At 40.8% G+C, this 20,998-nt stretch carries 19 protein-coding genes; 3 read left to right on the forward strand and 16 right to left on the reverse strand.

The genetic code is table 11. From position 1 onward, the window contains the following. Window positions 1-30 precede the first annotated feature (30 nt). The 5 genes from BMSHG_RS08385 to BMSHG_RS08405 form a co-directional block, all read right to left on the reverse strand. Window positions 31-1,170: an acyl-CoA dehydrogenase gene (locus tag BMSHG_RS08385; RefSeq protein ID WP_019153997.1), complete on the reverse strand. Its 1,140-nt coding sequence runs from the start codon at window positions 1,168-1,170 to the stop codon at window positions 31-33. Between the two features lie 20 nt (window positions 1,171-1,190). Continuing rightward, window positions 1,191-2,321: an acyl-CoA dehydrogenase gene (locus tag BMSHG_RS08390; RefSeq protein WP_019153998.1), complete on the reverse strand. Its 1,131-nt coding sequence runs from the start codon at window positions 2,319-2,321 to the stop codon at window positions 1,191-1,193. A gap of 144 nt (window positions 2,322-2,465) precedes the next feature. Continuing rightward, window positions 2,466-3,317 carry a 3-hydroxybutyryl-CoA dehydrogenase gene (locus BMSHG_RS08395; protein WP_019153999.1) on the reverse strand — a complete coding sequence of 284 codons (852 nt, stop codon included), beginning with the start codon at window positions 3,315-3,317 and terminating at the stop codon, window positions 2,466-2,468. Next, a complete protein-coding gene (locus tag BMSHG_RS08400) occupies window positions 3,317-4,510 on the reverse strand; it encodes an acetyl-CoA C-acetyltransferase (RefSeq protein WP_019154000.1) in 1,194 nt (397 codons plus the stop codon). The genes BMSHG_RS08395 and BMSHG_RS08400 overlap by 1 nt, the downstream gene beginning before the upstream one ends. A 349-nt stretch (window positions 4,511-4,859) precedes the next feature. After that, window positions 4,860-6,971 (reverse strand): heterodisulfide reductase-related iron-sulfur binding cluster, encoded by a 2,112-nt coding sequence (locus BMSHG_RS08405; protein WP_019154001.1) that lies wholly within the window; start codon window positions 6,969-6,971, stop codon window positions 4,860-4,862. Window positions 6,972-7,208: 237 nt separating this feature from the next. On the opposite strand from BMSHG_RS08405, the gene cls reads away from it, so the two are divergent. Beyond that, the gene (gene cls / locus BMSHG_RS08410; protein ID WP_019154002.1) at window positions 7,209-8,411 is read left to right on the forward strand and encodes a cardiolipin synthase; all 1,203 of its coding nucleotides are present in this window, start codon (window positions 7,209-7,211) and stop codon (window positions 8,409-8,411) included. 320 nt (window positions 8,412-8,731) lie between these two features. On the opposite strand, the gene BMSHG_RS08415 is transcribed toward cls, so the two are convergent. The 6 genes from BMSHG_RS08415 to speE all read right to left on the reverse strand — a co-directional run bounded on the left by BMSHG_RS08415 (window position 8,732) and on the right by speE (window position 14,154). Beyond that, window positions 8,732-8,911 (reverse strand): XapX domain-containing protein, encoded by a 180-nt coding sequence (locus BMSHG_RS08415; protein ID WP_019154003.1) that lies wholly within the window; start codon window positions 8,909-8,911, stop codon window positions 8,732-8,734. A gap of 63 nt (window positions 8,912-8,974) precedes the next feature. Then, entirely contained in the window at window positions 8,975-10,042 is a 1,068-nt protein-coding gene (gene mnmH / locus BMSHG_RS08420; protein ID WP_019154004.1) for a tRNA 2-selenouridine(34) synthase MnmH, read from the reverse strand. A gap of 59 nt (window positions 10,043-10,101) precedes the next feature. Then, on the reverse strand, window positions 10,102-11,772 hold the full coding sequence (gene argS / locus BMSHG_RS08425; RefSeq protein WP_019154005.1) for an arginine--tRNA ligase: 1,671 nt from the start codon (window positions 11,770-11,772) through the stop codon (window positions 10,102-10,104). Further along, window positions 11,769-12,209, reverse strand: a complete 441-nt coding sequence (locus BMSHG_RS08430) for a DUF1934 domain-containing protein (protein WP_019154006.1) — start codon at window positions 12,207-12,209, stop codon at window positions 11,769-11,771. Before BMSHG_RS08430 ends, argS begins: the two co-directional genes overlap by 4 nt. Window positions 12,210-12,439: 230 nt before the next feature. Then, the gene (speB, locus tag BMSHG_RS08435) at window positions 12,440-13,312 is read right to left on the reverse strand and encodes an agmatinase (RefSeq protein WP_019154007.1); all 873 of its coding nucleotides are present in this window, start codon (window positions 13,310-13,312) and stop codon (window positions 12,440-12,442) included. 14 nt (window positions 13,313-13,326) lie between these two features. Beyond that, the gene (gene speE / locus BMSHG_RS08440) at window positions 13,327-14,154 is read right to left on the reverse strand and encodes a spermidine synthase (RefSeq protein WP_019154008.1); all 828 of its coding nucleotides are present in this window, start codon (window positions 14,152-14,154) and stop codon (window positions 13,327-13,329) included. 254 nt (window positions 14,155-14,408) lie between these two features. Here speE and BMSHG_RS08445 point away from each other — a divergent pair, with 254 nt between their 5' ends. After that, window positions 14,409-16,490, forward strand: coding sequence for a transglycosylase domain-containing protein (locus BMSHG_RS08445; protein ID WP_019154009.1), 2,082 nt, complete (start codon window positions 14,409-14,411; stop codon window positions 16,488-16,490). 401 nt (window positions 16,491-16,891) lie between these two features. Here the strand turns inward: BMSHG_RS08445 and BMSHG_RS08450 are convergent, their stop codons facing one another. Together BMSHG_RS08450 and BMSHG_RS08455 are read right to left on the reverse strand one after the other, a co-directional pair. Further along, window positions 16,892-17,398: a YwhD family protein gene (locus BMSHG_RS08450; protein WP_019154010.1), complete on the reverse strand. Its 507-nt coding sequence runs from the start codon at window positions 17,396-17,398 to the stop codon at window positions 16,892-16,894. 20 nt (window positions 17,399-17,418) lie between these two features. Next, a complete protein-coding gene (locus BMSHG_RS08455) occupies window positions 17,419-18,075 on the reverse strand; it encodes a site-2 protease family protein (protein WP_019154011.1) in 657 nt (218 codons plus the stop codon). A 156-nt stretch (window positions 18,076-18,231) separates the two neighbouring features. Between BMSHG_RS08455 and BMSHG_RS08460 the strand changes: the two genes are divergently transcribed. After that, window positions 18,232-18,465: a 2-hydroxymuconate tautomerase gene (locus tag BMSHG_RS08460; RefSeq protein WP_083879323.1), complete on the forward strand. Its 234-nt coding sequence runs from the start codon at window positions 18,232-18,234 to the stop codon at window positions 18,463-18,465. Window positions 18,466-18,568: 103 nt separating this feature from the next. On the opposite strand, the gene BMSHG_RS08465 is transcribed toward BMSHG_RS08460, so the two are convergent. The 3 genes from BMSHG_RS08465 to BMSHG_RS28420 all read right to left on the reverse strand — a co-directional run. Continuing rightward, a complete protein-coding gene (locus BMSHG_RS08465) occupies window positions 18,569-19,522 on the reverse strand; it encodes a phosphoglycerate dehydrogenase (RefSeq protein WP_019154013.1) in 954 nt (317 codons plus the stop codon). A 19-nt stretch (window positions 19,523-19,541) separates the two neighbouring features. Further along, window positions 19,542-20,708 carry an iron-containing alcohol dehydrogenase gene (locus tag BMSHG_RS08470; RefSeq protein ID WP_019154014.1) on the reverse strand — a complete coding sequence of 389 codons (1,167 nt, stop codon included), beginning with the start codon at window positions 20,706-20,708 and terminating at the stop codon, window positions 19,542-19,544. A 20-nt stretch (window positions 20,709-20,728) separates the two neighbouring features. Beyond that, window positions 20,729-20,998 (reverse strand): dihydrodipicolinate synthase family protein (locus BMSHG_RS28420; protein WP_026073375.1); only part of this gene is annotated, 270 nt, incomplete at its 5' end.

Genomic DNA, 20,998 nt, shown 5'->3' on the forward strand with positions numbered 1-20,998 from the left:
TTCCCAACCTCCTTGTCCATAGGGGTCCTATTACTTGGTAATCATTCTCGAAATGACGAGCCTTTGAATTTCTTGTGTTCCTTCATAGATTTGCGTGATTTTTGCATCACGCATAAAGCGCTCAACTGGGTAGTCCTTTGTATAACCGTAGCCACCGAAGACTTGCACCGCCTCCGTTGTTACCTTCATCGCCGTGTCACCAGCAAATAGCTTTGACATAGCCGATTCTTTTCCGTATGGAAGGCCTTCTGATTCCAACCACGCTGCTTGATAGGTTAATAGACGAGCTGCTTCAATATTGGTTGCCATATCAGCGAGCTTAAAGCCGATTCCTTGATTAGCAGCAATCGGTTTGCCAAATTGATGACGTTCCTTCGCATAGTCGGTCGCCGCATCTAATGCCCCTTGTGCAATCCCAACTGCTTGCGCCGCAATTCCGTTACGACCACCGTCTAAAGTCATCATCGCAATTTTAAAACCTTCTCCAACTTGACCTAATACATTTTCTACAGGCACATGACAGTCTTCAAAAATAATTTCCGTCGTTGGCGAGGAACGAATCCCAAGCTTTTTCTCCTTCTTCCCAACCGAAAAGCCAGGGAAGTCTTTTTCAATAATAAATGCTGTCGTTCCTCTTGTTTTCTGGGCTGGATCGGTTAAGGCAAAGACGACATAAATATCTGCTTCACCACCATTAGTAATAAAAATTTTTGAGCCATTTAAGACATAGTGGTCGCCTTCAAGACGAGCTGTCGTCCTCATCCCACCTGCATCTGAACCACTTCCCGGCTCAGTCAATCCGTAGGCACCCATCTTTTCGCCAAGCGCCATTGGACGTAAGTACTTTTGCTTTTGTTCCTCACTGCCGAATTTATAGAGTGGCCATCCAGCTAATGAAGTGTGAGCAGAAAGGGTAACACCAATGGATGCATCAACACGTGACAGTTCTTCAACTGCGATACAATACGCTAAATAATCACTGCCAATTCCACCGTACTCTTCTGGCCACGGAATTCCTGTTAGTCCGAGTTCTGCCATTTGCTTGAATATTTCTCGGTCAAAGTGCTCTTCTTCATCTCGTTCTGCCGCAGTTGGAGCCACTTCATTGATGGCGAAGTCTCTGACCATTTTACGAATCATTTCATGTTCTTCGGATAATTGGAATCTCATCTTTGTTCCCTCTTTCTTTCTTATAGATTCTTGCTAATAACGATGCGCTGAATTTCGCTTGTACCTTCGTAAATTTCCGTTACTTTTGCATCACGGAAATAACGCTCAACAGGATAATCCTTTGTATATCCGTATCCCCCAAACACTTGGATCGCTTCTGTTGTCACTTCAACAGCCGTTTTCGAAGCAAAAAGTTTCGCCATTGACGCTTCTTTGCCGCATTTCAATCCATTTAACCTTAAGTCTGCCGCTTGGTAGATTAATAGTTTCACCGCTTCAATTTGCGTTGCCATATCTGCTAGTTTGAACGCCACCCCTTGATGGGCTGCGATTGCCTTCCCGAATTGCTGACGTTCTTTTGCATAGTTCGTTGCCGCTTCAAAAGCAGCTTCGGCAATGCCAAGTGCCTGGGCAGCAATGCCGATTCGCCCTACATCAAGATTTCCCATGGCGATTTTAAAACCATGCCCTTCTTCACCAAGAAGATTCTCTTTAGGCACTTTCATATCTTCAAACGTTAATTGGACCGTCCTTGAACCGTATAGGCCCATTTTATATTCATCCTTACCTATAATGAGTCCCGGCGTATCCTTTTCCACGATAAAAGCAGATATTCCCCTCGGACCAGCAGTTGGTCTTGTCGAAGCAAAGACAATGTACACATCCGCTTCCCCGCCGTTCGTAATAAATGCCTTCGAACCGTTTATGACATAGTGTTCACCGTCTAAAACCGCTTTTGATTTCAGACTTCCTGCATCTGACCCAGAGCTTGGTTCGGTTAAGCAAAAGGCCCCTAAATATTCTCCAGATGCGAGCTTGGGGATGAATTTTTGTTTTTGCTCCTCATTTCCGAAATAGACGATCGGATTCGTGCCAACCGATGTATGAACTGCTAAAATCACCCCAACTGTCGCACTGACCTTGGAAATTTCGTGGATAGCTCGTATATATGAGATGAAGTCCATTTCCGCCCCACCGTATTTCGCTGGAATCGGTATTCCCATTAGTCCGAGCTCGCCCATCCTTTTAATGATCTCGCGCGGGAATTCTCCCTGCTCCATTCTCTCGATAAATGGTGCAATTTCCTTTTGTGCAAAGTCCTGAACCATTTTTCGCATCATTTCTTGTTCGTCCGTTAAGCGTAAGTCCATGCTTTTTCCCCTTTCTAGATGAGAATTCCGGAACTTTTCGTGTTAATTCCGTAACTTTTGATATTAATTCCGGAACTTTTGAAATAATTCCGTAACTTTTCGTGTTAATTCCGGAAAAAATCATTTAATTCCGGAAATCGCCACCTAAGCGTACTCGTAAAAGCCACGGCCAGATTTTTTACCAAGCCAACCAGCTTTCACGTATTTACGCAGCAATGGACATGGACGGTATTTGTCATCACCAAATCCTTCATGAAGCGTTTCCATAATATAAAGGCAAGTATCTAGTCCGATAAAATCGGCAAGTGTTAACGGACCCATTGGGTGATTCATACCGAGTTTCATCACCTCATCAATTGCTTCCTTTGTGGCGACCCCTTCATAAAGGGTATAGATCGCTTCATTAATCATCGGCATCAAAATGCGATTAGCGACAAATCCAGGGAAGTCATTCACTTCAACTGGGACTTTGTTTAATTTCTTCGTAATATCTTCAATCATGTTGTACACTTCGTCTGCTGTTGCCAGTCCTCGAATAATTTCCACCAGCTTCATAACAGGTACGGGATTCATAAAATGCATACCAATGACTTTTTCCGGTCGCTTCGTGGCCGCGGCAATTTCTGTAATCGGTAAAGACGATGTATTACTCGCTAAAATCGTATGAGCAGGAGCCAATTCGTCTAATTCCTTAAATAGACTCGCTTTGATTTCCATATTTTCTATAGCCGCTTCAATCACTAAATCTACTGAACGCGCATTTTCGAGCTCGGTAGATGGTCTAATTCTTGCTAATATCTGCTCAAGCTCTGCTTCTGTCATTCTTTCCTTCGCAACCTGTCTTGTCAGATTTTTTCTTATAACACCGAGGCCTTTGTCAACAACTTCTACTTTCAAATCATGTAATAATACTGAGTAACCAGCTTGAGCACATACTTGGGCAATCCCTGAGCCCATCTGTCCAGCTCCGATTACCATCATTTTTTCAACGTTCATTACACTTCCCCCTTTGGAACCTCAATCATAATGGCATCTCCTTGACCGCCACCAGAACAAATTGCAGCAATCCCAATACCGCCACCACGGCGTTTTAATTCATGCATAAGGGTCACAATGATTCTTGCACCACTCGCTCCGATCGGATGTCCGAGGGCGACCGCACCACCATTAACGTTAACTTTGTGCGGGTCTAAATCGGCAATCTGGCTGCTAGCAAGCGCCACTGCCGCAAATGCTTCATTAATTTCAAATAAATCAATTTCCTCGACCGTTTTTCCCGTCTTTTTCAAAATCTCATTGATGACAATACCTGGCGTTTTCGGAAAATCCTTTGCTTCAACCGCCACCGCAGCCTGCCCGATAATGTAAGCTTCCGGTACTCTTCCTTCCTGCTTCGCCCTCTCTTCACTCATTAAGACGAGGGCTGCCGCACCATCATTGACACCTGGGGCATTTCCTGCCGTAATGGTTCCGTCTGCACCAAATATAGGGCGTAATTTTTCTAAACGCTCAAGTGAAGTATCGTTTCGAGGGGCCTCGTCCTTAGAAATTACTACCGGTTCACCTTTTCGTTGTGGAATTTCAACAGGAATGATTTCTTCAGCAAGTTTTCCTGCTTCGATTGCCGCTAAGGCGCGTTCATGACTTCTCAATGCCCAGCGATCCTGTTCTTCACGAGTAATCGCTAGTTCCGCTGCCACCCCATTTCCATAAGTGCCCATGTGGACTCCTGTAAAGCTACACGTTAATCCGTCATGAACCATTAAATCCTTCACCGTAGAATCTCCCATGCGTAAGCCAAAGCGAACATTCGGTAAAAAATAGGGAGCATTGCTCATCGATTCCATGCCACCGGCGACGATTACCTCTTCATCTCCAGCACGAATAATTTGATCCGCTAACGTGACACTTCGCATCCCAGATGCACACACTTTGTTAATCGTTTCCGTCTTCACTTCCCATGGCAGGCCAGCTTTTTGAGCGGCTTGTCGGGACGGGATTTGTCCTTGACCACCTTGAAGGACATTTCCTAATATCACTTCCTGGACATCTTCCCCCCTTACATTGGCACGTTCTAAAGCGGATTTAACGACGATTCCTCCCAAATCTGATGCTGTAAGACTGCTCAAACTCCCACCTGATTTACCAAAAGGTGTTCTTGCACCACTGAGAATGACTGTTTTCCCCATTTAAAACTCTCCTTTTCTATTAAAATGTCAATTTGATGTGATGATCTTGGAAGGGATATAAGTTGGACTGACTGAACGCTCGCTCGAAAGAAAGCTTGAAGAAACGGGAACGTAATGTTCCCTTTACATAAAGGTAGCAGAAATTTTTGAAAGCGTTTACTTTGAGTTTATTTTACAACAATATATGGAAAAATTGAATCTCTTTTTAATAAAACAAAGATTCAGAATCTCTTTCTTAAAAAAATTTTCATTACCAACGAGAGAATCTCCTCTCGCTGGTAATGCTTCTTTACATTGTTTCTCGCACATTTAAATTCACGCAAAAGCTATTTATTGTCTCATCCTTTATTTATGAGGCTAATTCTTCTGTTTCGCCACAAACGGCTTTTTCTAACAGCTCTGCAACATCATAAGTGGAAACTTGATCTTCTACTTCCTTCGCTTTTGTTCCATCTGAAAGCATCGTTAAGCAATATGGACATCCAGAACTAATAACAGTTGGGTTGACCTCTAAAGCTTGTTCTGTTCTCGCCACGTTTATGCGATGGCCTGTTTCTTCTTCCATCCACATGAGACCACCACCCGCTCCACAGCACATCCCTGTATCACGATTTCGTGCCATTTCCACAAGGTTTACTCCGGAAATGGATTTAAGAATTTCCCGTGGTGGATCGTATACTTCGTTGTAGCGTCCTAAGTAACATGAATCATGGAACGTAATCGTTTCATTCACTGCATACTTTGGTTTTAATCGGCCCTCTTTCACCAATTGATAGAGAACCTCTGTATGGTGATAAACTTCGGCTTCAAGTCCGAAATCAGGATACTCGTTCTTAAAAATATTGTATGCATGCGGATCAATTGTCACGATCTTCTTCACTTCATTTTTTTCAAATTCAGAAATATTATTGGTCGCTAGCTCTTGGAAGACAAACTCATTTCCAAGGCGGCGAGCGGTATCTCCAGAGTTCTTTTCTTTATTGCCAAGAATGGCAAATTTGACGCCTGCTTCATTCAATAATTTTGCAAATGATAGGGCAATTTTTTGGCTGCGGTTATCATACGAGCCCATCGATCCGACCCAGAAAAGATATTCGAACTCTTCACCCGCTTTTTTCATTTCCTTCACGGTTTTTACTTCTACATCTTCTCGAGCTTCACGCCAATTTTCACGTTCTTTACGGTTTAAGCCCCATGGATTTCCTTGACGCTCAATGTTTTGCATCGCACGCTGTGCATCTGCATCCATTTTCCCTTCTGTTAGCACTAAATAACGGCGAAGGTCAATAATTTTTTCCACATGCTCGTTCATAACCGGACATTGGTCTTCACAGTTTCGGCAAGTCGTACATGCCCAAATTTCTTCTTCTGTAATGACTTCACCAATTAAGCTCGGGCTATAGGCAAGCGCTGCTGCACTTTCTTCCACACCTTTTCCAGCAGATGCAAGGGCAATTTGATTTCCTTGCGTATTTGCAAAAGCAAAGGTCGGTACCCATGGCTGCTTAGAAGTAACAGCTGCCCCATGATTGGTTAAATGATCGCGAAGCTTTAAGATTAAATCCATTGGTGAAAGCATTTTCCCTGTACCGGTAGCTGGACACATATTCGTACAGCGACCACACTCGACACATGCATATAAATCTACGAGCTGAAGCTGGGTGAAGTCTTCAATTTTCCCAACCCCGAACGTTTCTTGTGTTTCATCTTCAAAATCAATCTTCTTTAATTTACCTGGCTTTTCAAGACGATTTACGTAAACATTCGCTGGACCTGCGAGTAAGTGCGCATGCTTTCCTTGTGGAACGTAGACGAGGAAGGATAATAAGAACAGCAAATGAATCCACCACGCCACATAAAAAATTGCGATAGAGGCTGTTTCGCCAATTCCAGCAAACGCAGTTGCAATAAGTGAGGCAACTGGCTCTGTCCAAGTGGCGTCGTGTCCGTGCCAAATCATACTCATACCATTCCCGAGCAGGACTGAAAGCATGAGTCCACCAATAAAAATGAGTACGAGTCCTGATTTAAAACCTCTTTTTAAACGGACAAGCTTTTCGACATAACGTCTGTGAAAGGCCCATACGACGGCGACTAAAATGACGAACGTAACAATTTCCTGGAAGAAAGTGAAAGCCCCATAAAAAGGTCCAAATGGGAGATGGGCTCCAGGATAGATCCCTTTAATAATGAAATCGATCGCCCCAAATTGAACGAGGATAAAGCCATAAAAGAACATGACATGGATGATGCCACTCTTTTTATCCTTCATCAATTTCTTTTGTCCGAATACCATTACCCCTATTTTTTTCATCCGCTCTTTTACATTGTTATCAAACTCTTCTTTTTTCCCAAGCTTGATGTATTCAATTCTTGTTTTCACAACATAGACAAAAAGACTGACACCGTAAGCGATTACAAAAAGGGTTGCGATTAAGTTGATCCATAATAGTCCATTCATCTGGAATGAAACGCTCCTTTCTTTAATGAAATTTCGTTTGAGTGAGGAAAATTTTAGTAAGAGAGCCTTTCACGAATTGGCTGACAAATAAAATTTTCAGAATTTATATAATTCTATTATATAATGAATGAGCATTCAGTCAATCCTTTTCTTTTAAAAGTCAAACTTGAAAATCCGTTATAGAAGAAACCATTTCGGGGACAATATGATTACCCATCAATAAAGGAGCGGATAGCATTGAAAGTTCTCATCTATATTTTGATTGCTATCTTTGTCATCGGTGCATGTTTGACCATTGATTATAAAATAGGGAGAAAAAAATATTTACCGACGATAAAAAGCAATGCCTTTCCGTTCCGTGAAAGCAATATTGAACTTTTTACTCATGGGACTGACCTATTTAATCATATGTTTGACGACTTTAAAAATGCTAAAAAACATATTCATGTACTATTTTATATTTGCAATAATGATGAATTTGGAAATGAATTTTTAACGATTTTAAAGGAAAAAGCAGAAGAGGGCGTGGAAGTAAGACTTTTGCTCGATTGGGCCGGCAGTCTGAAGGTTTCACGCAAAATGATAAAAGAATTAAAGAGTGCTGGTGTTGAGTTCGCTTTTTCCAATGTTCCGACGCCACCCTTTTATTTCTACTCCTCCCAAGCGCGAAATCATCGCAAAATTACCGTTATTGATGGCTCGATCGGCTATCTTGGGGGGTATAATGTTGGCAATGAATACATCGATTTAGATCCTAAGCTCAGCCCTTGGCGCGATTATCATCTCAGAATCACAGCCGAGGGTGTTGTTGACTTGCAGAAACAATTCCTTCTTGATTGGCAAGAGGCCGCAAAAACGAATTTACTACAGAACAAGATTTATTTTCCTCCATTAGGAAAAGGGACAAGCCGTCATCGAATTATCTCAACAGAAGGGTTCTTATTAGAAAACACTTTTTCAACTCTCATCCACGATTCCAAAAAATCAATTTTAATCGGAAGTCCCTACTTTATTCCAAGCGAACGCATTCTCAAGGATCTTCTTGATGCCCTTCGTCGAGGGGTTGAGCTAACGATTATTGTTCCGTATCTGTCGGACCACATGCTCGTAAAAGAGGCATCATACCCTTATTTAAGAGCAATCCTAGCAGAGGGGGCGAATGTATACCAATTTAAAAATGGTTTTTATCATGCAAAAATTTTATTATTTGATGATGAAATTTGTGATATCGGAACCGCTAACTTTGATAATCGGAGCTTTTTCCTAAATCATGAAATTAATTGCTATATTCATGACCCGAAAATAATTGATGAAATGAAACGCATTCTCGATAAAGATATGAAGGATTCCGACAAGCTAACATTAGAGGATTTAAATTCAATTGGATTTATGGGGCGTGTGAAAGAATGGATAGCAGGTAGAATCGATCATTTTCTATAATAAGAATGGGCAGCAGGACAGGTCTTATCGAAGTCTGTCCTGCTGCCCCTCCTACATCGAGATCAAAAATAACCGGAAATTTTTCTTTTATCAAATTTAATGGAGATTGTTTTTGAGGGGTAAGGGAAGATTTTCCGCTTAAGCAAAGAAAATTCTCTAATTTTCACTGTTTTTAAGTCATTAGGCGGAAATTTTCCTTCTATTTTAATTATTTTTCATGACAGCTGTTTATTAAACGGAATTTCTCCTTTTATCTAACAACTCAGATGCGATCCGAAAATAAAAAGGACAGCCTTTAATGACCGCCCTTCCAAATTTTCCTAACTAAAAACCCTCTGTAACCATGGCTGTACTTGTTCGTATACCTTAAAGCCCAAGTATATTCCGACGATTCCCGTTACGCCGGCAAGGGCAGGTGGTGCTGGAATCGGAAGCTTAAAGAGGGCAAAGATAAACCCAACGATAAACCCAGTTATAATTGACAAAATCGCAAGCTTCATGTCGTCCTCCTTCTACCATTGTTAGGATTCCAACATTATTTTTCCCAGAATAGACGTAATTATCTAGACAAAGCTTGTTGTTTGAGAAGGAAATCTTGCTTCAATAAAATCGATGATCTGCTTTGTTGCCTCTGCAATTGATTCACTATGAACTTCCAATGCTGTATTTAAGGTTTCATTAATTTTATTGTCATATCGTGGGTCATAATAATGGACGATCAGTAACCGAATCATTTCACGATAGTTTTTTTCCAATAGACATTGCTGTATTTCCTTTTGAACTGCCTCTGGCTTTATCCGCTTCATAATTCTTCCGAGAGCAAATTCTACTCTAGCATGGAAGGCATCGGTCTTTTCAACATACTGCTGATAAATCCGCTCAACCCTTGACTCCAAATCAGAAACGACGCGAATGTGGATGCCATTTTCCTTTTTTTCATATAACTCTGGAGGCTGTACTGCATGTCCAATTCGCTTACTTTCACCCTCCATGAAAAAATATGGACTACCCGAGATACTCTGTAAGTCTTCAAATAATAATCCATCAAACATTTTTTGATTGTATGGGTCATGACCATCTATCGCACCGAAAACAGATCCTTTATGGTTGGCATAGCCTTCTAAATCAAGGACTGGATATCCGGATTCCTTTAGGCGATGGAGAATATCCGTCTTTCCAGTGCCTGTTAAACCATAGATCACAACAGCTTGACCAGGGAGGATCTCTGGAATATGTTCCACCACATATTCACGGTAGGCACGATATCCTCCCTCCAAACGCTGAATATGGAGTCCGGACATCATCGCAAAATGGGCAATTGACTGACTTCTCATCCCCCCACGCCAGCAGTACAGAAGAGGCTTTCTGTTTGTTTTTTCAATTTCTCTAATTTCCTCTAGGATAACAGGTAGCTTCGGTGAAACAATTTCCATCGCTCGCCATTTTGCTGCCTTCTGGCCTTCACGCTTATATAATGTACCAATTTCAGCCCGCTCTTCATCCGTGAACAAAGGGACATTAATAGCATTCGGAATGCGGCTGTCCTGAAATTCCCCCGGAGATCGTACATCAACAGGAATGTAAATCTCTTTATGATTTAGAAATTCATCAACCGTTCGATCATAATTCATGTGTTTGCCTCCATCTTGCCTTGTATCTTAAAAGGGCCTCCTCTAGGAGACCCAGCTGTTTACATTTTTTCAGGAGCTGATACTCCAATTAATGATAATGCGTTCTTAAGGGTAATTTGAACCGATTTAATAAGAGCGAGCCGCGCCTTCGTACGCTCCATATTTTCCACATCCAATACCTTTTCAGCATTGTAGAAGCTATGGAAAGTCGATGCTAATTCAAAAATATAATTGGTGATTCGATGCGGCATGCGCTTTTGGGCTGCTTCTGCTACTGCTAATGGGAATTCACCAAGCTTCTTTAAAACCTCAATTTCCTTTTCCGCAGTAATTTGTGCTAAATCTATGTCTTCACTTATTGTGATATGTTTCTCTTGTCCTTGTCGTAAAATACTCGAAATTCTTGCATGAGCATATTGAGCATAGTAGACAGGATTTTCATTCGACTCTGAAACCGCTAAGTCTAAATCAAAGTCCATATGTGTGTCCGCACTTCTCATTGCAAAGAAGTAACGTACTCCATCAAGTCCTACCTCTTCAACTAGATCGCGCATCGTAACCGCTTTTCCCGTCCGTTTACTCATTTTCATTTTCTCGCCATTTTTATATAGATGAACGAGCTGGATAATTTCCACTTCAAGGGAATCTTTTGGATATCCTAAAGCTTGAATCGCTGCTTTCATACGAGGAATATACCCATGATGGTCAGCACCCCAAATATTAATCAACTTTTCAAATCCCCGATCTAGCTTGTCTTTATGGTAAGCAATATCCGGGGTTAAATACGTATAAGAGCCATCTTGTTTGATGAGAACTCGGTCCTTATCGTCTCCTAATTCTGTTGACTTGAACCAAGTCGCTCCGTCCTGCTCATAAATATAGCCGTTATCTTTTAGCTTTTGCAGAGCTGTGTCAATTTTGCCATTGTTATAAAGGGATGTTTCGGAGTACCAAACATCAAAATGCACACGGAAATCTTCTAAATCCTGCTTTAATTTCGCCATTTCATATTCAAGTCCGTATTGACGGAATGTATCAAAACGTTCAGTTTCTTCGACATGAACGTATTTATCGCCAAACTCTTCCGCTAGTTTCTTCCCAATACCAACGATATCTTCTCCATGATATCCGTCCGCTGGCATCTCTTTATCTAGGCCAAGCGCTTGAAAATAACGAGCTTCAACCGAAAGTGCCAAATTGTTAATTTGGTTTCCAGCATCATTGATATAGTATTCCCGTGAAACATCGTAGCCGGCTTTCGCAAGAATATTGCATAAAGAATCTCCAACCGCTGCTCCACGGGCATGTCCTAAATGAAGGTCGCCTGTCGGGTTCGCTGAAACAAACTCGACTTGGACTTTTTGCTTATTTCCAACTGTTGTTTCTCCATAGCTTTCCCCTGCACGAACGATCGTTGGGATCAGATTGGTCAAATAGCCGTTGTCCATATAAAAATTGATAAACCCAGGGCCAGCGATCTCAATTTTTTCAATCGAAGCCTTCGTTTTATCAAAATGGTTAATCAAATCTTCAGCAATCATGCGCGGTGCCTTTTTCGCTACTCTTGCTAGCTGCATCGCCATATTGGTTGAATAGTCTCCATGTGACTTTTCTTTTGGTATTTCTAGCACTACATTCGGAAGCTCTTCTTCCTTAGCTAATCCTGCTTTTATGACCGCCGCTTTGATTTCATCTTTTAATTTACTTTGCACTTCTTCGACGATATTCATTTTTGTTCCTCCTCAAACTTAATTTCCAATTGATACTTTCCTGCAAGCGATCCTTGCATATGTAAATCGTAAGAAATTGTTAATGTACCTGCCTGTTCAAAAAGACGGTGGGCAAGACTTGTCGTCCTTGTTGTGATTCCAAGTGTTCCAAAAGGAGTTTCATATCTCCCTGGATGCTTTTTATTTGCTTCAAACACCAATCTCATATTGATGGCGCCACTTCGTAAAATTAACGTTTCATCTTTTGAAATTTTCACAATTGATTTAACGGTACCTTCTTCCATAACCTCTTCATATTGAAGGAAAGCTGAACCATTTTTTTTATAGTATCGTCCAAATGTCGTTAATTCAAAAGTCTCTTTCGCACCATTGTCCCAAATCGTCGTATTGACGTTGATTTTCACAGACTTATGCTCTGCTGCTGGACGTCCTGACAACTAACAACACATCCTTTATCCATTATAACATTTCAAATTTATTCAATAGGATAACTATATCACTATTTCTTTTCTGTCAAAACTAAAAAAATACAACCGGTTCAAGACCGATTGTATTATTGTACCACTATTTAAGGATGTTCTCGAAAAGAATATTGTGTTCTCTAGCACCTTATGCTTTCAAAGAATGAACATTAATCAATCTTTCAACTAAGCTTTAGAAAAGTTCCTTATTTGATAAAGCCCAAAATCATTTCTCGAATAAGTTTACTTGCTGTGTTCGCAGTTTGTTCTGAAACGTCGTATATTGGGGCAACTTCGACTAAATCGGCTCCGACAACATTGACGTTTGAACGAGCAATTTCATGAATGGAAGCAAGTAACTCTCTTGAAGTAATTCCTCCTGCATCCACCGTTCCAGTACCAGGTGCGTGAGCAGGATCGAGAACATCGATATCAATCGTTACGTACACAGGACGTCCTGACAGAGTTGGAAGAATCTCCATTAATGGCTTATGGACATCAAATTTCGAAATATGCATGCCCACTTCCTTTGCCCATTGGAACTCTTCTTTCATCCCGGAACGAATTCCAAAAGAGTAGACATTGCTAGGACCAATCAATTCTGCCGCCTTGCGAATAGGCGTTGAGTGAGACAGAGGCTCTCCTTCATAATCGGTACGTAAATCTGCATGGGCGTCAATATGAATAATCGCCAGATCCGGATACTTTTTGTACATCGATTTAAAGACAGGCCATGAGACAAGATGCTCTCCTCCCATCCCTAATGGGAATTTCTCTTTTGCTAACACCTTATCCACAAAACTTTCAATTTCATCAAGACTCTTTTGCGCATTTCCAAAAGGAAGAGGAATATCTCCAGCATCAAAATATTTAACCTCTTCTAGTTCTCGATCTAAGTAAGCACTGTACTCTTCTAAACCAATCGACACTTCACGGATTCTTGTTGGACCAAAGCGCGAACCAGGGCGGTAGCTTACCGTCCAATCCATTGGCATTCCGTAAAGAACGACTCTGCTCTCTTCAAAATTCGGATGACTTTTAATAAAAACATTGCCTGAGTAAGCTTCATCAAAACGCATGATTTTTCCTCCAGTTATTTCACTAAATCTTGAACAAATTTTGGCAGAACAAAAGCTGCCTTATGCAATTCTTTTGTGTAGTACTTGCTTTCAATTTCATGAAAACGCTCCTCTGGAACTTCTAATGGATCATACTTCTTTGAGCCGATCGTAAACGCCCATAGTCCACTTGGATACGTTGGAATATTCGCTGTGTATAGACGAGTAATTGGGAAGATTTCCTTTACATCCTTTTGAACGCTGCGAATTAAATCTGCCTTAAACCACGGATTATCCGATTGAGCGACAAAAATCCCGTCCTCTTTTAATGCTTTCGAGATTCCTGCGTAAAAACCTTTTGTGAAAAGATTAACGGCTGGACCTACTGGCTCAGTGGAGTCCACCATAATAACATCGTATTCGTTCTCACTTTTTGCAATATGCATAAAGCCATCATCGACACGGACATCGACACGTGGATCCTCCAGCTTCCCTGCGATCTCAGGTAGGAATTTCTTCGAGTATTCAATGACTTTGCCATCAATATCGACAAGCGTCGCTTTTTTTACACTAGGATGCTTTAGCACCTCGCGAATAACGCCGCCATCACCACCACCTACTACTAAAACGTGTTCTGGGTTCGGGTGTGTAAATAACGGCACATGCGCCACCATTTCATGATAGACAAATTCGTCCTTAACCGAGGTCATCACCATATCGTCAAGAAGAAGCATATTGCCCCACTCTTCTGTTTCAATCATATCAAGCTTTTGAAAATCAGTTTGTTCCGTATGTAAAGTTTGTTTCACTTTCATCGTGATTCCAAAGTGTTCAGTTTGTTTTTCCGTAAACCAAATACCCATCTGCTTCAGCCCTTTCTTTTTCTAAATGGTCACATCCATTTTGACCCGTTAGTTCCTATTATTCCCCAACTTTTTGCAAACATGAGAAAAGTATAGATGAATCTAGCAAAAATGCAAGAAAAAAGTAAGAAATTCAGCCAGCAAACGACTCGAAAATAATAGAATTGTAAAATTTCCGCTTTGATGTTTAAAACCCTACCATTTTTTTCATACTAAACATAATGGATAAATAGACGGTAAAGGGGGATGAAGCGATGGAACTGATGACAGACCAGAGGTTTAAACGGACGATAAAATATTTACGAGCTTTGCTCATTATTGGCTCAATTTGTGTAGCCCTTGCAATCGTTGCTTATGTGAGCATCCTTATTTATGCAAAAATCCTTGGTCCGCCACCTTTGGCTGTTCCTCAATCATCACTCTACTATTCTGATGATGGAACAATTATCGGCGAAAGCCACAGCGGGCAGAAACGTTATTGGGTAGCGCTTGATGATATTTCTCCTGATTTAGTCAATGCTACTTTAGCGATTGAGGATCGAAGTTTCTATCAGCATCATGGCTTCGATTATAAACGGATTGCTGGAGCCGTGTTAGCCGACATCAAAGCAATGGCCAAGGTACAAGGCGCAAGTACAATTAGTCAACAATATGCACGAAACCTTTTTTTAGAGCATGAAAAAACGTGGAAAAGGAAACTTTTAGAAGCCTTTTATACGATTCGAATTGAAATGAACTATACGAAAGATGAAATACTAGAAGGCTATTTAAATACGATCTATTACGGAGAAGGGGCCTATGGTGTTCAAGCGGCAAGTCAGTTTTATTTCGGAAAAAACGCTTCTGAGCTAAGCTTGGCTGAAGCGGCAATGCTGGCAGGGATTCCAAAAGGACCAAGTATCTACTCTCCGCTTGCATCGATGGAAAAAGCGTCGTCCCGTCAGCAACTCATTTTAAAAATGATGGCAAACAACGATTTGATTACCGAGACAGAAGCAGCTGCAGCTTCGGAAGTAAAGCTTAATGTCGTTGGTGAGCATACTCATTCTGTTGGAAAAATTGCGCCATATTTTCAGGATGCAGTCAAAAGCGCCTTGAAAAATGTGCTCAAATTGGATGAGCGTACGATTGAATTAGGCGGTTTGAGAGTCTACACAACACTCGATACGAAGCAACAAGAGGATGCAGAAAATAATATTGAAAAGTTAATTGCGAAAGACTCAGAAATTCAAGTTGGATTAGTAGCGATGAATCCAGTGAATGGACATGTAAAAGCGATGGTTGGTGGTCGTAATTATGATGAGAGTCCTTTTAACCGTGCAACACAAGCGGTGCGGCAACCTGGTTCAACGATGAAACCTTTTTTGTACTATAAAGCGATTGAGCAAGGGTTTACTCCATCGACGACGATGCGGAGTGAGATTACGACGTTTAAGTTTGATGACAATCGAGCAGATTACACTCCCCATAATTACAATAATCTGTATGCCAACAAGGAAATCACGATGGCTCAAGCACTCGCCCTCTCTGATAATGTCTTTGCCGTGAAAACTCACTTGTTTTTAGGTGAGGAAGCTTTAGTCGATACGGCAAAAAGATTGGGAATTTCAACAGATTTACAGAAAGTTCCTTCACTAGCTCTCGGAACATCTGGAGTAAGAGTCGTGGAGATGGCCAATGCCTATAGTCATTTTGCCAACGGTGGAAAGAAGGTCTCACCTGTTTTAATTACACGTGTTGAAGACCATCGCGGCGACGTAATCTATGAACATAAACCGGTGGAAGAAGAGGTATTGCGACCAGACGCCGCTTTTGTCACAACCCATATGATGACGGGCATGTTTGATCGTAAATTAAATGGCTATACGAGTGTAACAGGGAATACGGTTATTAATGATATATCAAGAATCTATGCAGGAAAATCCGGTTCCACGAATACAGACAACTGGATGGTCGGCTTTACACCACAGCTCGTTACCGCTGTGTGGACAGGCTACGATGAAGGAAAACCAATTGAGATTGTCGCCGATAAGAGTTATGCAAAAAATATTTGGGCTCATTTTATGGAAGATGCCCTTGAAGGGGAAGCGGTTAAATCCTTTAAAGCACCAAAAGGAACCGTCGGCGTCTATATCAATCCAGAAAACGGAAAATTAGCGACAGAGGATTGCCCCGTGCGGCGACTCACGTATTATGTTGCCGGTACAGAACCTACTGAATATTGTGTAGACCATATTCTTGACGAAGAAGAAGTCCCACCGAAGGAAAAACCTCGGGAAAAAGAGGAGAAGATTCCTTGGTATAAGAAAATTTTCATGAGCGACAGATGGCTTTAATCGGATGAGCGTTATCTGAGCATACTCTTTGGGTGGTGACCTACTGCTAGAGTTTTGTTTTAAGGATGTTTTATGCGAACTAGTTTTACCTGGTACTTTTCTGAGGTGTCCTTATGAATGCTCTATTTAGGACGACTTTCGCCTTGTATCTTGTATAGGTTATCCTCATGAACCTCCATGAGGACTACTTCCATTCAGCTCTCTCCACCCTAAAAATAGAAAAGCCTCGGCCCCTAAAAGATAGGGTTCGAGGCTTTTCTTGTCCTAGTTCTATAGCGTGTTTCGCTGACCATAGTGTACTTCCTTTAGAAAAAAGTAGCAAGTACCCCCCGATTAATTCAGAAAAATGTCACAAAACAGACACATTTACAAACTTAATATAAATCCGAATAATAAGAACCTTAGACTGTCAAATCATCCTTTAGTTGTTGGGATGATCCTTCCCACATTTCTGCATTATGATTTTTGAGAAAATCAGCAAGAACTTTTTTTGATTTTTCGTCCATATGATCGACAATAATATGTCGTTTCAATGATTTATCCATGCGGTTCACATGTTCAGGAAGAGATTTGTAGCCTCTACGAATCTCCTGATCAACGGTCATTTCGCAAGCTGTCACCCCAGCATAGTAAGGACCATCTTCTTTTCGATCGATTGTTACCCAAACAAGCCAGTACGGTTTTCCATTTGGAACTTCCTCTTTATTTTTCAAAAACTTAATTCGTTTTTCCACTGCGCTTCTCGCATGCAAGGCGCCAATATCAACGACCGCTTCTCCTGCTTCGACGTCAATAATGACCGGGGAGATATTGTCTAAGCTTAACGTTCCGACACCAAATCCTTTATGTCCATCCATCGGATCACTTTTAATAATATTGAAACCAACCTTCTTTTTCTTCTCAGTCATCGGATTTCCTCCTTTAGGCTTTATGTTAGTAATTGATAGAAAAAGTCATTCAGTGTCCCAACAACTGCTGGGTACAAAGTATTTAAAATCGGATGAATCGTATAATCCCCTAACGGTGTGATAACAAGAATTAAAAAGATGACGGAGCCGTATTGTTCAAACTGTGTCATCTTTGGACGTACCGATCCAGGCACTAAGTCCTCAATAATTCGATAGCCATCGAGTGGTGGGAAGGGCAATAAGTTAAACACAAACAAGAGCAAATTTAACTTTATGAACATATCAAGAAATTCTGATACATACATCGGTGCTTCTACAGCAAGCCCTGTACCAACTAGCACATACCAAATGATAAAACCAAGACTACCCATAATCAAATTGCTTAACGGACCAGCAACGGAAACCAAAATACTTGCGAGACGTGGTCTTTTGAAAAAGAATCGATTCACAGGAACAGGTCTTGCCCATCCAAAACCAGCAATAAAGATTAATATTGTCCCGATCGGATCGAGATGATGAATCGGGTTTAACGTTAATCTCCCTTGTTTTTTTGCCGTCGAATCGCCGAATCGGTATGCCACATAGGCATGGGCAAATTCATGGACTGTAAATGCCACTATTAACGTAATCACCACGTACGGAATTTGATTTATTGGAAATGCTAGAAATCGTTCCAACCGCAAAACTCCCCTAAACTTATTTTATGTATTATTTCTCTATATCGTATGCTTACTGATCCCAACCATACTAAAAAGAAAGATTCTCATTAAAGTATACATGATTCTTTTCTGAATGTGAAAAGTACAATGTTTCCTATTGCATATCCATTCAAAATGTGGAACACTACTTGTGATTGGACTTACATAAAAGGAGGAAATTTCATGCCATACGTAACAGTTAAAATGCTCGAAGGCCGTACAGAGGAGCAAAAGAAAGCTTTAGTGGAAAAAGTGACGGAAGCCGTTGAGGAAACAACCGGCGCTCCTAAAGAAAAAATCGTTGTATTTATCGAAGAAATGCAAAAAAATCATTACGCTGTGGCTGGAAAGCGTTTGAGTGACGAATAAACCATAAAACCTGATTCAAATCCCGCACCAATACAGCACCTTGATCATATCAAGGTGCTGTTTCTTAGGATTCGGAATACTTTCTAGGAGAAAATATTCTCTCTTATACAAGCTTCATTTCATTAACGACATTTTTTAACGTTTCACCGTTTAATAATCGGTAAACATTTTCTAAAGAGATTTCACTCGTTAATTGTACTGCCTCATTTGTGTATGCTCCGATATGGGGAGTTACTACGAGATTCTTTAATTCAATTAATTCCGGATAAACGGGAGGTTCTTTCTCAAAGACATCAAGTCCACAACCTCTAATTTTGCTTTCTAGTAAAGCTTCATATAAAGCTTTTTCATCGATAATACCGCCACGAGCAGTATTAATAAGAATAGCATTCGGCTTCATTAATGAAAATTCATTTTCACTAATCATCGATCTAGTATATTGATTAAGTGGTACATGTAAGGAAATATAATCGGAAGCCTGCAATAACTCATTTAGAGATACTCGAACTATATTAAGCTCTTCTTCCTCTGGAGATGGTGGAGAAACATCATAACCGAGCACATCCATATTAAATCCTTTCCCTCTTTTTGCTACGCCTCTACCGATCGCTCCCAATCCAATGATTCCAAGTGTTTTGCCCCAAACAGAGACTCCATCAAACCGACTCCAGCCATTTCCCTTCACTAGTCTATTCGCTTCAGGTAATGAGCGAGCAACACTAAGCATGAGACCAAATGCAAGATCTGCAACTGCATCGTTATTCGTACCTGGTGCGTTTGTCACAGCAATCCCTCTTGCGCTTGCTGCCTCTATATCTATATTATCAATTCCCACTCCGTGCTTAGCAATCAGTTTTAATTGTTTTGCATGTTGTAGAAGATCTTTGTCTGCATTCTCTAAACCGATTATCCATGCATCTGCATCTATAATCTCTACCAGCATTTGCTCTCGAGAGTACGGAATGAGCTTTATTACGTCGCAGCCCTTTTCTTCCATCTCTTCAACTAGTCCATTATGAAATTTTCCAAAGCTTGGCGTTGTTATAATGACCTTCATCTTTGCACTTCCTTTTTGATTAGTTCAAGAGTTTTTTATAAATATTCTCCATGTCTTCTATGCTTAATGTTTTGGGGTTATTATTTAATAATCTTGTTACTTTTGATGCAGCTATCGCAAGATCTGAAATATCCTCCCTCTTTACACCAAATGCTTTTAAATCTTGTGGAATATTTAATTTCAGTGTCCAATTTTCAATTTGTTCGATTAGTTGATTGGCAGCGTCTTGAGAGCCACTATACCCATCCTTGATGACACCTATTTCTTTTGCAATAATCGCCATTCTTTCTTCGATATGATCTAAATTGAATCGAGTAACATGCGGGAGTAGCATGGAATTAGCCTCTCCGTGAGGAATATGGAACTTTCCACCCAGCGGATATGCCAAGGCATGAACAGCCGCAGTACCAGCAGAAGTTAAGGCCATCCCACCATATGTAGAACCGATTAGCATATCGTGACGTGCAATGATGTTTTGCCCATTTTCATATGCTTCAATGATACTTCTGGAAATCAGCCTCATTGATTGAAGGGCAAACATATCGCTTATTGGATTAGCCTTATTCGATATAAATGATTCAAATGAGTGTGTAAAAGCATCCATCCCTGTTGCAGCTGTAATGCTAGGAGGTAAAGAAAGGGTAAGGATCGGATCTAAAATAACGAGTTCAGGAAGCAAGTACCTACTGACTACACCCTCTTTTAATTCTTCATCAGGAAGGGTCACAATGGCATTCGGAGTCACTTCTGAACCCGTACCTGAAGTTGTCGGTATTAGAATTACAGGAACTCCTTTTTGTTTAATCTTATCTGTACCGACCATACTTCTTAACGACATGTCATTTGTACTCATAACAGATAATAGCTTGGTGGCATCTAAAACACTTCCTCCACCTAACCCTATTAAAATATCGTATTCACCACCGGCCATTTTTCCGTATAAATCCTCAATATGGCTAATTGTCGGCTCAGGTTCAACCTCAGCCAAAATATCATATGAAATTCCTAACGTTTTCAGTTGCTCGGTAATCATATCATTAAAGGAATGTTCCTTAAAAAATGGAGTTGATACTAGCAAAATATTCTTTATTTCACCAAAAATTGATAAATGCGCATGAAGTTGCTTTAACGAATTGATTCCAGCTACAATTCTACCTGCTGTTTGAAATGAATAAAGGGGATTCACTTTCACCACTCCTTTTAGAATTATTTGTACTCATTCATGATCTCGATAAGTTTATTTTTTACTTCTTCTGATACTTGTTCAACAGGATATCTCGGTGGTCCTGCCGAAACTCCTAGTATTTCCATCGCTGCTTTAAAAACAGCAGGTGTGCTCGCCAAATTCGAAGCATCTCGAATCTTTCTTAATTTTTCTTGAGCCTCACGTGCCTTTTCTATCTCGCCATTCTTCCAATTTTCGTAAATGGATACAACTAATTTGGGATACATATTTGAAGTAGCCGCAATCGCACC

The organism is Robertmurraya massiliosenegalensis JC6 (genome assembly GCF_000311725.1).
Lineage (GTDB): Bacteria > Bacillota > Bacilli > Bacillales > Cytobacillaceae > Robertmurraya > Robertmurraya massiliosenegalensis.

Bases quoted from the DNA above. Each gene is read 5' to 3' on its own strand.
- mnmH (WP_019154004.1), bottom strand. From the start codon at position 10,042: ATGAATTATGATCGAACGGTTGATGAATTTCTAAATCATAAAGAGATT.
- argS (WP_019154005.1), bottom strand. From the start codon at position 11,772: ATGAATATCGTCGAAGAAGTGCAAAGTAAATTAAAAGATGAAATCAAA.
- speB (WP_019154007.1), bottom strand. From the start codon at position 13,312: ATGCGTTTTGATGAAGCTTACTCAGGCAATGTTTTTATTAAAAGTCAT.
- BMSHG_RS08460 (WP_083879323.1), top strand. From the start codon at position 18,232: ATGTGGAACACTACTTGTGATTGGACTTACATAAAAGGAGGAAATTTC.
- BMSHG_RS08450 (WP_019154010.1), bottom strand. From the start codon at position 17,398: ATGACTGAGAAGAAAAAGAAGGTTGGTTTCAATATTATTAAAAGTGAT.
- BMSHG_RS08405 (WP_019154001.1), bottom strand. From the start codon at position 6,971: ATGAATGGACTATTATGGATCAACTTAATCGCAACCCTTTTTGTAATC.
- BMSHG_RS08415 (WP_019154003.1), bottom strand. From the start codon at position 8,911: ATGAAGCTTGCGATTTTGTCAATTATAACTGGGTTTATCGTTGGGTTT.
- BMSHG_RS08385 (WP_019153997.1), bottom strand. From the start codon at position 1,170: ATGAGATTCCAATTATCCGAAGAACATGAAATGATTCGTAAAATGGTC.
- speE (WP_019154008.1), bottom strand. From the start codon at position 14,154: ATGGGTATTTGGTTTACGGAAAAACAAACTGAACACTTTGGAATCACG.
- BMSHG_RS08465 (WP_019154013.1), bottom strand. From the start codon at position 19,522: ATGAAGGTCATTATAACAACGCCAAGCTTTGGAAAATTTCATAATGGA.
- BMSHG_RS08400 (WP_019154000.1), bottom strand. From the start codon at position 4,510: ATGGGGAAAACAGTCATTCTCAGTGGTGCAAGAACACCTTTTGGTAAA.
- BMSHG_RS08395 (WP_019153999.1), bottom strand. From the start codon at position 3,317: ATGAACGTTGAAAAAATGATGGTAATCGGAGCTGGACAGATGGGCTCA.
- BMSHG_RS08445 (WP_019154009.1), top strand. From the start codon at position 14,409: ATGGAACTGATGACAGACCAGAGGTTTAAACGGACGATAAAATATTTA.
- BMSHG_RS08390 (WP_019153998.1), bottom strand. From the start codon at position 2,321: ATGGACTTACGCTTAACGGACGAACAAGAAATGATGCGAAAAATGGTT.